The 12949-nt window shown below is 36.3% G+C and carries 9 protein-coding genes; 8 read left to right on the top strand and 1 reads right to left on the bottom strand.

Going from position 1 to position 12949, the window contains the following annotated elements; all coding sequences use genetic code 11:
* The first annotated feature begins 476 nt into the window (after positions 1 to 476).
* The 8 genes from KHA93_RS20470 (at position 477) to KHA93_RS20435 (ending at position 10526) form a co-directional block, all read left to right on the top strand.
* Entirely contained in the window at positions 477 to 1826 is a 1350-nt protein-coding gene (locus tag KHA93_RS20470; protein ID WP_213112407.1) for a spore germination protein, read from the top strand.
* Between the two features lie 194 nt (positions 1827 to 2020).
* Positions 2021 to 3118, top strand: a complete 1098-nt coding sequence (locus KHA93_RS20465) for a GerAB/ArcD/ProY family transporter (protein WP_213112406.1) — start codon at positions 2021 to 2023, stop codon at positions 3116 to 3118.
* Positions 3115 to 4227: a Ger(x)C family spore germination protein gene (locus tag KHA93_RS20460; protein ID WP_213112405.1), complete on the top strand. Its 1113-nt coding sequence runs from the start codon at positions 3115 to 3117 to the stop codon at positions 4225 to 4227. Before KHA93_RS20465 ends, KHA93_RS20460 begins: the two co-directional genes overlap by 4 nt.
* A gap of 125 nt (positions 4228 to 4352) precedes the next feature.
* Positions 4353 to 4856: a sigma-70 family RNA polymerase sigma factor gene (locus KHA93_RS20455; RefSeq protein ID WP_213112404.1), complete on the top strand. Its 504-nt coding sequence runs from the start codon at positions 4353 to 4355 to the stop codon at positions 4854 to 4856.
* 332 nt (positions 4857 to 5188) lie between these two features.
* Positions 5189 to 6525, top strand: a protein-coding gene (locus KHA93_RS20450; RefSeq protein WP_213108995.1) for an IS3 family transposase whose coding sequence is annotated in 2 segments (ribosomal slippage) — positions 5189 to 5570 and positions 5570 to 6525 — 1338 coding nt in all. Because the reading frame shifts where the segments join, the coding sequence is not laid out codon by codon here.
* A 134-nt stretch (positions 6526 to 6659) separates the two neighbouring features.
* Positions 6660 to 7361 carry a response regulator transcription factor gene (locus KHA93_RS20445; RefSeq protein ID WP_233711613.1) on the top strand — a complete coding sequence of 234 codons (702 nt, stop codon included), beginning with the start codon at positions 6660 to 6662 and terminating at the stop codon, positions 7359 to 7361.
* Entirely contained in the window at positions 7358 to 8743 is a 1386-nt protein-coding gene (locus KHA93_RS20440) for a sensor histidine kinase (protein ID WP_213112402.1), read from the top strand. The genes KHA93_RS20445 and KHA93_RS20440 overlap by 4 nt, the downstream gene beginning before the upstream one ends.
* Before the next feature lie 79 nt (positions 8744 to 8822).
* Positions 8823 to 10526, top strand: coding sequence for a DL-endopeptidase inhibitor IseA family protein (locus KHA93_RS20435; protein WP_213112401.1), 1704 nt, complete (start codon positions 8823 to 8825; stop codon positions 10524 to 10526).
* Between the two features lie 99 nt (positions 10527 to 10625).
* On the opposite strand, the gene KHA93_RS20430 is transcribed toward KHA93_RS20435, so the two are convergent.
* Positions 10626 to 12833 carry an FIMAH domain-containing protein gene (locus KHA93_RS20430; protein ID WP_213112400.1) on the bottom strand — a complete coding sequence of 736 codons (2208 nt, stop codon included), beginning with the start codon at positions 12831 to 12833 and terminating at the stop codon, positions 10626 to 10628.
* Positions 12834 to 12949: the final 116 nt, after the last annotated feature.

The following is a 12949-nucleotide window of genomic DNA, read 5'->3' as shown; positions in this document are numbered from 1 at the left end:
AAACTTGATAGATGTCAAAATACTTAGGAACATTATTAGTCATTCTCCTATGTTTGTTAAAGACACAACACTTGAAAATTGATTATAAAAATTGGATACCCCGTTTTAGCAAAAAAGTAACCACAATAAGCAATAAAAATGACAGAAACTTCAGTTTTTATTGCTAGTCCTTTTATCCTATCAACCATTATAGCCGGATTTTCAAACATTATTATTAGCTTTTCAACGGTCGCTATTGAAATCATTTAGCATCGAACTTCTTGTAGCACAAACACTGGAAACACGATGAATTCTAAATGACATGTCCTACTTGAAACTACTAAAAGATAATATTCAAAAAACAGAGCGATATTATCCAATTATAACTTAAACTTTTTTCCCTTTTGTATGTTTTTTTATACAAGTTTTTACATAAATTTCATTTCATTGGTGATGCTATTCTATATCACGATATTTTATGGAGTGGTAAATCTACTATGCTAAAAAAAGAAAAAAAATTAAATGTGTCCACTACCTTTCCATGGCTTACCGAGCAATTACAATCAACCTTTGATTTTACCCATACTCCACTTCATATCGAAAATAAACAAATAGAACTTATATATATTAAAACAGTTGTTGATGGGGAAAAACTTCAAAGTATAGTTATTAAGCCATTTTTCGAAATGAATTCCATGGAAAATATTGAGGCTTACCTGACTTCACTTACAAACCAACAGGAAATACTTTCCGAAGAACAAGTTCTACAAGAATTATCTAAGGGTAGTGTGGCAATTGGGGTCAATGGGACTGTCCTCTTATTTGATTTTAAAAAGGTACATACAGATGTACCGCTCCTAAGTAATGTTGAGCCAACAATTCAAGGACCACAATATGCTCTAAGCGAAGATATTATGACTAATCTTAATATGATCCGCCAACGGTATCATCATCCTTCCCTCAAAATTGATATGTTTACAATTGGTAATAAATCAAATCAGTCTTTAGCAGTAGTATATGATCAAGAAACAGTAAAAAAAGAAGCACTATTAGATATAAAATCAAGGATTCATTCCCTGGACAATGACGTTTTTCTCGCAAGTGCCGATGTAGTTCGCTATCTAAACAACAAAAAACGTACTCTTTTGCCAAATACGTTGTTAACCGAAAGGACGGATCGCATTAGTTATAATTTATCAGGTGGAAAAGTCATAATCCTGTTGGATGGTGATTCAAACGCAATCCTTGCTCCTGCAGTCTTTTTTGATTTTATGACTGCAATGGAAGATAATTATCATCCCTATTGGATCACAAAATTCACTACTTTTCTTCGATATATCGGTTTTTTTAATTGCCTTGCACTACCTGGCTTATATGTCGGAGTAACTTCCTATAATCCAGATATTTTCCGTTCAGAATTAGCATTATCAGTAGCTGGAAGTCGTGTAGGAGTACCATACCCTTCTTATATAGAAGTATTATTAATGCTCATTGTTATGGAACTATTAACCGAGGCGAGTATTCGCCTTCCGAAAGCCGTCAGTGCAACAGCAACGACGGTCGGGGGGTTAATTTTAGGTACAGCCGCTACGGAAGCGGCTTTAACGTCAAATATTATGATTATTATCGTTTCTGCAGTAGCGATTTCTACATTTGTCATCCCCATTAATGAAATGAGTTTTGCCATTAGGGTAGCAAGATATGTCATTTTGTTTTTCTCAACAATCGCTGGTATGGCAGGTCTCGCATTATCATTAATTGGTTTTGTAATGTTTATGGCGAATAAAAATAGTTTCGGGGAAGATTACTTTAAACTCTTTATACAAGGAAAAAAGGAAGAAACATAGGGACAAAAGCTCAAGCACCTTGTTTAAGACGTTATCCTATATGGCCTTTAACGTTGGCACAGGTCGTGCACGTTTGCGGCATTTGTCTTTTGGTCAAGATGATTACTAGTTGACGGTTGCTTACACTAAACGAGAGCTACTAGAAAAGTTATCCACAAAGTTCTATAGATAATTTTGTAAGCAAGGAGTAGAATATGAACCGCTATGTGTATTATTTGCTATACGTAAATATGTTTGCGAATATGGTTGTTTCCGTACCTAAAATTTTGTTGTATAGTCGCAAAGACGGAGCCATCATTGCCATCGTTCTTGCAATAATAGCGGGTACAATCGTTATTTATGCCTTCGTTCGCTTTTTTAAAACCTTCCCTGGAAAAGACTATCCTGAATTAATAAAAAAAACGTTTTCCCCTTGGCTTTATTTTCCTTATCTTCTCTTTTTAGCATTAATTTGGTTCATAGCTGGTCTTCATGCATTGGTTACTTATTCATTTTTACTGAAACGATTCCTGACTCCTGATATGTCGATTATATGGATTGCATCTACATTTTTAATTTTTATCTCCTATGGCATTTTGATGCATACCAAAAGCATCCTTTACACCATTGAGGCCCTACTATTAATATTTGTACCCATAATTTTATTTTTAATCGTAAAAACATATTCAAGTCCTGAGTTTGTGTGGGATTTTGTACGGGAATCAATTATGTACGTTTATCACTTTCCCTCTTATATGGCCTTTACGGCAGCATTTTATGTATATTTAGGGATTACAAATCTTGTCATTTTTAATCGTGCCTTTACTAAACATGGAATTCAAATATCAAGAAAACAAGTATTATTAATGGCATCAGCAGGAGTAGTGATCTTATCTACCATATTTTTTGCACCGATTGGCATGAGTGGCTTCGAGCAAATAGATAAACTTGTCTACCCTTCTATCTCAACAAGTGACACGTTAAGAATGAGATACGGGATTATAGAACGTGTATTATATTTATTTTTGTTATTCTTTTTGGCCATTACATTCTTAAATCTCTTAATTCATTGGCATGTATCCATTGAATTTTTGAAAAGCTTGTTTTGGATTAAAAAATTTAAACACAAAGAAAACAACTTGACTCCATTTATTTTCCTTACAACTTTCTGGATTGTTGCTCTAATAACGGCAACCTATTTAAATGAATATCAAGTGTTTACATACGCACGTTACTTCTTTTATATGCTGCCGATTACAACCTCCATCATTATCTTAACCTTTTGGTTCATTAAAAGGAGGGTCAAAGTATGAGGGATCTTAGGAAAGGGATATTACTTTTAATCTGTTTATCACTTTTCTTTCTTTCTGCGTGTGACTTCAAAGACATTGATAGAAGAATATTCGTTATGGCGATTGGCATTGATTTAACAAATAATAAGGAGAAACCGTACAAAGTTACGTTAAAGTTAGCGATCGCCTCTGGTGCTTTGAAAGGTGCACAAGGTGGAGATAAATATACGTATGTTGTTAAAGAAAGCCCTACCCTTGCTAGTGCTTTTCGTATTATGAAAACTCATATAGATAAAGATATTGACTTTGGGCATTCACGAGTCATTATTCTAGGAAAAAAAGTTCTAGAACAGGATTTAAAAGATGTAATGGACCTTTTGATTAGAAGAAGGGATATTCAAATGATTTCTTGGGTTGGTATTGGCCAACCCTCTGCCGAAAAAGTATTAAAGACTGAACCTCCTTCAGAAATGGCTGGATCAATCGTGCTACCTAACTTTTTCTCAAATAACGGGGTTGAGAGTCCTTATATTGTATCAACGTATCTTTTTGATTTGAGAAGAAAATTACTTGAAAATGGTATAGACCCGATACTGCCTCTGATTAAGGCAAATCGTGATAAAACAAAACTAATAGTGAACAAATCTATTATTGCACCGAAAAGTAATAACAATATTATGCTCTCTTCAAATGAAACGAAAATGTATAATTTATTGGCAAATAAAACAAAAAAACTAGAAATAATTGTAAGTAAAAAGAAAATAGCCTTCACGATGGCCGTCGATTCATCAAAAGTAAAATATAAAATTATAACCGCGCCTAATACGCAGCCTGTTATTAAAATGGAAATAAAGATGCGTGGTATTATCGAGGAATCGAATAAGAGCTTGTCTCCCACTTCATTGAATAAATACAATAAATTAGTTAATCAAAAAACAAAGAAGGATGTTCTACAGCTATTAAATAAATTGCAAAAAGAAAATCTTGATCCAATTGGCTTCGGGCTAAGATATAAAGCGACAAGGCTCCATAATCGGGATACATTTGCAGAATGGAAAAGCTTATATCCCGATGTTAGATTCGATGTCACTGTAAAAGCAAACATCAAAAGTACAGGTACTATCGAATAAGGGTGATTCAATTATTACAAAAAGGTTACAAAAACAAATGAAACTTTTACCTATTTGCAACTTTTGAACTGATCCAAACGATTATGATGAAATGGACAGAAATGATTCAAAGGGGTTTAGGGGAAATGTTAGAATCTGTATTTAATCACTTATATCGTTCTTATTATCAAGATTTGCTAAGGCATTTATATTATATGTTACGAGACCGTGAACTTGCTGAAGACCTTGTACAAGAAGTGTATGTAAAAGTATATAAAAACTATGAAACATTCGAAGGAAAAAGCAGAGAGAAAACATGGCTCTATGCTATTGCCCGTAATGTCGCCATCGACTATATCCGCAAACAGAAGGGAATAAACGAAACTCATTTAAGCGAAATAGATGCTTATCAATTGAAAGATACTAGTCCTATTCCAGAAGAAATCGTCTTACGAAAAGACGAAGTTCAGCAAATTTACTCATGTAAAATGAAACCTAATCAAAAAGTTATTCTTGACCTTCGTTTTATACGCGGCTTGTCCATTTCAGAAACAGCCAGCACTTTAGGATGGTCCGAAAGCAAAGTTAAAACCCTCCAACACCGTGCCATTCAATATTTAAAAGACCATTATCGGAAAAAGGCAAGCTAATAAGAAAAGCGAAAGCGCCTTGCTCATCGACGTACAGGCCCACAGGATGTGGGTCCGTCGACTTCGCCACAGGACGTGGCGGTTTTAGTCGAAGTTCCTTTTTCGGCCCTTGACTGAGATAAAGGAAACACGATGAGACTGATAGGACAATTCGATGTTGGCATATTGTTGGAAAAAGAAGAAAGAATCTGCTGGTCGACAATGATGCAGCTAACCACGTAAAAGCAGGGAGCGAAATAAACTGTACCCTATAGAGTAGACACTAAAAAAGGTCTGCCCTATAGGGTACTTTTTTGTATAATGAACAAAATGGGGAATCGGAGAACAATAAAATGACAAAAAAACACTTTTCAGAGAAAGAAATAAAATTACTTTCTAATAATCCATATGCTAAATCTGTTAGTTCAAAGGGTATTACTTATTCAGATGAATTTAAAAGAATATTGATAGCTGAAACAGAGAATGGCAAGACACCTAGACAGGTTTTTGAAGATCATGGTTTTGACGTTGAACTGATTGGAATAGTCAGAGTTCATAAGGCTGCCTATAGATGGAGAAAAGCATTTAAAGAATCTGGGGTATTTGGTCTTCAGGATGCACGTACAACGAATTCTGGGAGACCGTCTGAAAAGGAACTTTCACTAGAAGAAAAAAATGCAAAGTTAGAGGCTCAGATTCACCTTCTTCGTGCGGAGAACGAGTTGTTAAAAAAGCTAGACATGATGGAAAGGGGAGTGAAGATAAACAAGTAAAGGTTTCTGCTGAACAGAAGTTTCTTTTAATTCACTCAGTGATTGAAGAGTACGAACTTAAAAATATGGTTGGTTATTTGTGCGAGCTTTCACAGGTTTCACGATCAGGTTACTATAAATATTTCTCTGTAGAATCAAAGGAAATAAGAAATCGACGAGAGAAGAAAGATTTAGTACTAAAAGATATTATTTTAAAGGCTTTTCATTATAAACGCCGTACTAAAGGCGCCCGACAGATTAAAATGACCTTAGAAAAGCAGTTTAATATTACATACAACTTAAAGCTAATACGAAGAATCATGAGGAAATATAATATTGTATGTCCTATTAGAAGAGCTAATCCTTATAAGAAAATGTTAAAGGCTACCCAGGAACACTCCATATTGCCCAATTTACTAAATAGAGAGTTCAAACAAGATATTCCAGGTAAAGTGCTGCTTACAGACATCACTTATCTTTATTATGGAAAGAATCAAAAGGCTTATTTATCCACTATTTTAGACGGGTCAACGAATGAAATAGTGGCCTATAACGTATCCGATAAACTTACATTGGATCTAGCTACGGATACATTAGTAAAGTTAAAAAATAATAGAAAAATAGAGTTTGCTGAAGGAGCTTTTATTCATTCGGATCAGGGCGGACATTACACTAGTCCTACTTTTCAAAAACAAGTTAAGCAACTGGGGCTAAAGCAATCGATGTCAAGAAGGGGAAACTGTTGGGATAATGCACCACAAGAATCTTTTTTTGGACATCTTAAGGATGAAGCTACTATAAAGACATGTAGTTCTTTAGATGAACTTAAAAAGGAAATAAGAAGTTATATGACTTATCACAATAATTTTAGGTATCAATGGAATTTAAAGAAGATGACTCCTGTTGAATACAGAAATCATCTTCTCCAAGTTGCATAACCTTTTTCTAATGTCCTTTACAAAGGGTACAGTTTAAAATGGCTCTTCTTTTTTTTGCAAAATTACATTTTTTTCTAAGCACAATCCAATATAATGAATCCAGAGAGATTATTATTAAGGGGGTCCCGCCAGTGATGGAAGGGAAAATTTTAGTTGTTGAAGATGAGTTATCTATTCGCAAATTAATTTCATTTAATTTGCAGCGTTCCAATTTTGAAGTAGTCGAAGCAGGAGAAGGTAAATTAGCCTTACAATTAGCAAAAGAACATCAACCATCCCTCATTTTATTAGATTTAAACCTTCCAGACGCGGATGGGTTTGAACTTTGTGAGAAATTTACAGAAAAACATCCAGGAACCCCAATCATCATCGTATCAGCCAGAGGACAAGACATGGAAAAAATCATGGGATTGGAGCTTGGTGCGGACGATTATATTGTTAAACCATTTAATCCACTTGAGCTTGTTGCAAGAATTCGATCTGTTCTGAGAAGGACAGGGAAATCCGAGAAAGAAGCAAATCATGATGTAATCAAAACAGGACCTTTTATGATCGAACTTAAAACGCAAAGAGTCTATAAAGCGGGAAAACTTATGAAATTAACGACACGAGAATTCCAAATGATGAAATTTTTCACAGAAAAGTTGAATGAACCCGTTACACGAGATGAACTTCTTGATGAAATTTGGGGGCTAAATTATTTCGGAGATCCTAAAACAGTAGATGTCCATATTCGTAGACTACGAGAAAAGATTGAGGACGATCCGTCCAACCCATCATTTCTAAAAACAGTATGGGGATATGGCTATTCCTTTTTTGATGAGGATACACAATGAAACAAGGTATAAAAAGAAGGCTCGTTTGGAGCTATCTGCTCTTGATTATCTTTACAGTCGCTTTATTTGAAACAATTATTTTGTCAGCCCTAATGGTGTATTACAAAGGTGGCGTTCAGCAGACTCTTCGAGATCAGGGCGCCATGTTCTCTGCTTTTTACGAACAGGAACTGCTTGAAGGAAGATTTGAGAAAGAAGCTGAACAGTTATTAGCTCAGTATAACTTTTTAGTCAACGTACAAGTACAGTTAATCAATAAAGACGGAAAAATTTTAGCTGAAACACATAAAAGTCATTTAAATAGTCTTAGCCAAGAAGAAGATGTTCGAATTGGACTTACAGGTGAGTCAAGCTTTTGGACCGGCCAGATTAATGGAGAAAAGGTTATGGCTGTTACGTATCCATTAATTGCTGGCGTTGAAACAAAAGGAGCAATACGACTCACAACCTCTCTTGCTCCATTGAATTCCGTCTTTACCGAGAACGCCCTTTTACTTCTTGCCATTGGCGGAATCGTTGTAGTATTGGCTGCTGTTATTAGCTTTTTCTTAGCTGGAACGATCACAAAGCCAGTAAGCCAAATCATCACAGCCGCTGAACAGATGGCTGCAGGGAAATTTTCTACAAGAATATCAAAAAAGCAAGACGATGAATTAGGTAGACTGGCAGACACATTAAACTATATGGCCGAGCAGGTGGAAAAGCACGAGCAGCTAAAAAATGAATTTATTGCCTCAGTCAGCCATGATCTAAGAACTCCGCTAACGTCTGTAAAAGGTTGGGCGATAACCTTACAATCGATGGCAACCGATGATTTATTCAAAGAAGGATTAGAAATCATAACGAATGAAAGTGACCGATTAACAAGTCTCGTAAGTGATTTACTAGACCTTTCTAGCTTATCGAGCGGAAAGCTTTCTTTTGTTTTTGATGATGTTGATCTCCCTGCCACTATTAAAAAGGTGGTATCTCAATTACAGCCAAGAGCTGAGAGACAAGGAATACAATTTATAACACATATACATTCTGATAAAAGGGAGATTAGAGCAGATAAGAATAGACTTATCCAATTATTTATCAACTTATTAGATAATGCACTTAAATTTACTCCGACAAACGGGACAATTATGATATCCATGAATGAGGGAAATGGAGAATCTGTCGTCATCCACATTAAGGACACCGGAGTTGGAATTCCAACTGACAAATTGGAATTAATAAAGGACAAGTTCGTAAAAGGGAAAACACAAGAATCTGGGACAGGCCTTGGATTGGCGATTTGTGAAGAAATAATAAAAGGCCACCACGGAACATTGCATATAGATAGTCGACCTGATGAAGGAACAACCGTAAGAATAGTATTACCTGTAACCTTTATGTAAACATTATTAATTTTTTAATAACTTTTATTTTCACTATTGCATGTATAGTAAGATCAAAAGAGCATCGGAGGATCCTTCAATGAGAAATGTTCTATTCATTCTGGCAGCTTGCTTTCTTCTTAGCGGATGTAATATTCTCCCTGAACCAGGTAGTTTAATACAAGCACCTAAGCTAGCATCCGCCACATCAATAGAAAATGAAAGCATCCAATCAATTGCAAAAAAATATTTACCAAAAGGAACGACGCTGTTAACGGCAAACGCCCCTGTCAGTTCAGATCCAGTGCTATATGCTGATTTGAATGGAGATGGGCTAGAAGAAGCAATTGTTTTTTACCAATCAAAAAATAGTCCCGATCAAGTAGGCATGTTTGTGCTAGAAAAACAAAAAAGGGAATGGAAAAAGATATTTGCTAAAAAGGGTTTAGGGTATGAAGTTAACTGGGCAAGTGCATCTGACTTTAACGGTGACGGAAAAAAAGACTTATTGGTCGGTTGGAAGATAGGAAGCTCCGCTGGAAATGTACTTGAGATTTATACGTGGGGAGACGAAGGGCTTAAGCAGCTCACTAAAGTCAATTATCACATTTTGGAATCCATCCACATTCAGGACGACCCGAAGACAAGGCTTGCCATATGGAAAAAAGATGTAAACGATATTTACGATATCCTATTATTAAAATGGGAAAATGGAGCATTAATGCCAGATGAAGAGCATTATCCGACGTATTTCCCAAAAGCTGTGGACTATTATACAAATAGAATAGATCGGGTTCCAGATGCATCCTACTACTGGTATTATTTAGCGGATGCACAATTGAAATCCAACCATCCCGAACAGGCTCTCAAGTCTGTTGAAAAAGGGATGACACTCAAAACAGTTGTACCTAGCTATAACCAATTCACAGAACTAAAAGAGAAGATCGAAAAGAGATTACAGGAATATAGCAATCCTGATATTCAATATGAAATTCGTGTTGCTGGAATAACCCTTGATATTCCTAAAGAAATTGCACCTTATATTTCGATTGAAGAAGAAAATGCACCATCAGTTGGATATACTGCATCTGTATATATCTCACCTCTTGAAGAAAAGAAGGACCTCTTATTTACGATTGAAATTTATTCAAAAGACATGTATATGCCAGAGAAAGATTCTGATCTTGAAGAAATTGCAGAAAATGAACAGTATATTTATTTTTCTAAAAGGAATGACAAAGATATTAATTTGTCTGGGTTGAGTGCTGAAGCAAAAGATATTTATGAGCAAAGCTTCGCGTTAGTAGATAAAATGATCGCCAATGTTCGACCAGGTCTTATTTACCCATCGTACACGAGTTTAGAAGAGTCAGAAGCTATAAAAATCATCACAGAAGCCGCAAATAAATATTGGTACGTTACGAGCGGAGGAAGAATTTCAGATACAATGGTCACGTTTACCTATGAAGATTGGGAATATCGATATATGGGCTCCGACTTGGATACTAGGGAAAAACTAAATATTTTCCTCGGAGAAGCGTATACATCAAGCGCCATTCAATCCTATATTAATCGTGCTAGAATTATCAATCATAAAGGTAAACTAGCCCAACCAAACGCAGATGGCGGCTCCATCGTTAATCATGAAAAAGCTATTGTTACTGGAACGAGAGAGAATGGAAACGAAAAAGAATTTGATTTAAAAGTTCCCCTTGGCAACAGCCTTTACTATGAATATATACATGTAGTCTTTACTAAAACGAAAGACGGATGGAGAATTTCTTCGGATATTGGGACGTTTTAATGATGAAACCGGCGAATCAATTTTTATGATTCGCCGATTTTTTTGTGTAAAAGACACGAAAAGGACTGCTCCTTGTGGAACAGTCCTAATAATAATCATTTAGAGTTTTTCATTAAGGGTGTTTAACATCTTATTTAACGATTCTTTTGCCTTATTCGATACATTTTTGCTCTGAGGCGGTTGATTCAAATGACTCTTGAACTGGTCTAAATGCTGAGCAACTTGCTTAGTACGCCCCGCATTTAAGTGTTGTTCTACTTGATCAAGGCGATTGGAAAGTTGGTTCACAGACGGTCCGTTAATATCACCTGTGGAAACAAAGTGTTCCAAGAGAGCATTCAAATCTGCCAATGCTTTTCTACTGCCATCTTCCTTTATCGCAGCTAATGCCTTTTCCGCGGCTTCAAGATGACTAAGTTGTGTTACCTGAGCTTTTTGGGCAACCGTAAGTGCCGTATATGTCGCCCTAATATCAGCTACTTTTGCTTTATCTTTTACTTGCAGTTTTGTAATATCTAAATTGTTTATACGAATGTCTACTGCTTTCGGCTCAAGATTTATTAAATTTTCTAGGTAACTTTGGTTTAATGCATTTCGTTGGGAATCAGTTAAAGAATTAACCACTTTACGAATTTCTGCAACATAAAGCGCATCAGTTAAAGTTCCCTCTCCAGCAGCAAAACGCCTTCCTACCATATTGTTACCAGTACTTCTTAAATATCCTACTAAAGTATTAACTGCAGTTACAACCTCACTATCAGCTTTAAACAATGCTGGGAATGTGAGAGGATCTTTAATTGTAAAATCAACCCATGCAATCCCTAAATTTTGTCTCGTTACCTCGGCCAAACGTTCGCCAAGATCCTTGATAACCGGCTTTTCTAATGGATAGTACCACATTGCATCAGGACGGTACCCAATTTGATAAAGAACTTCATTTGGATAGAAATAATCGGCCCAAGCCTTAAATTCCGGAATGAATCCCATAGAATCTTCATACATCCCTTCCACTTCTCCATCAATGCTACCAATGCTCTGACTATCATCGCAGAACAAAATGTCGCTTCGATAAGTAGGCGGCAGCCAACGATGGTTATAGTGCTTTAAAAACATGCGGTATGAAGGATTAATTGATTTCAGGTGCTCATCCCATTCTTGCGCACGCGTATCAGTAACTGGAATTCCAGCATCTTCGGAAATACCATAGTACCATTCGACATCGACGCCAAATCCTACGACACTTTCATGATGCCCATACTTATTAAAAATGAGATCCATTAACGTTTTCATGTCGGCAAAACCTGATTCTACCTGCAAGTAAACTTTAATTCCATGCTTATCAAAATAGTCTAGATATTCCTCATGCGTTAAATGTCCTGCCTTTGTTGGTGGACCGAAACTAATATTTTTCGAGGCGTAGTCTACTCCATCATTTGGCTGCTCAAATTCCAGCCTGACACCACCTGCTCCTACACTTGTGTTCAATCTTCCTATAATCCAAATATAAGTAGGCTCCGCTCCCGGGAAATACCCATCCATTTGATCTGTTATGTGTTGCCAATCCTCAGTACCCAACCATTGTCCATTTACGCCATAATCGGACGAACGTGTACCAGCATAAACAATATTTTCTGGTGCCTTGTGAACTGGAGAACCACCTTCCCATGCAGAAATTTTATTCTCCGCTTCTTTAAGAAGGTGATAATTGGTAACTATTGCTTTTTGATCCCCAGTTAAGGAATCATATGCCGCTCTGGCGTTAGCAGCAGCAGGCTTATCAGAATAACTAAGAACCTGCATTTGTTCAATAATAGATTGAACTTCTTTTGCCTTTGCATAATTTTGATCTTTTATTTCCATTAAGCCCTCATGCTTTGCATCAAGTTGATCAAGCTTGTCCACATTCGTAATCAAGGCTTTTTGAGAAGGCTTTAAAGCATCGTATTCTTCTCTGAGTACACCCACTATCCCCTCATCAACTAGAGTATTAACCTCGGCACTATCAATCCAAAGCTTTAATATTTCCGCTTCCGCTTTTTCTAACGATTGTAAATTAGTAACCAAAGCTTTTTGTGCAGCACTTAGCCTAGTATAATAGCGCCTTGCAAGCACAACCCCTTCACGATCGTCAAGAGAGGTCACATCAAGCGCATTAATCATATCTGTTACAGTCTGGTCAGGCGTCGGTGCAGCAGCAAATCCCACTACATCCTGAGAGTAGAAAACAGATGGTAAAATCATTAGGAATGTTATAACAATAATAAAAATCCGCTTTGAATTTTCCCCTATTAGTCTTGTATTTGTCACAATAAAACAGTTCCCCTTTCATGAGCACTAAAGCCTAATAATCTTATTTTTACTTGGTCAATATTCCTGTGTTTCAAAGGTGTAGTTTGAAAGCGCTATCATCCACAAAAATAAAA

Source organism: Lederbergia citrisecunda, from assembly GCF_018343695.1.
GTDB lineage: Bacteria > Bacillota > Bacilli > Bacillales > Bacillaceae_C > Lederbergia > Lederbergia citrisecunda.
The sequence above is the reverse complement of the archived record's forward strand: the minus strand, read 5'-3'. Positions and strand labels throughout refer to the sequence as shown.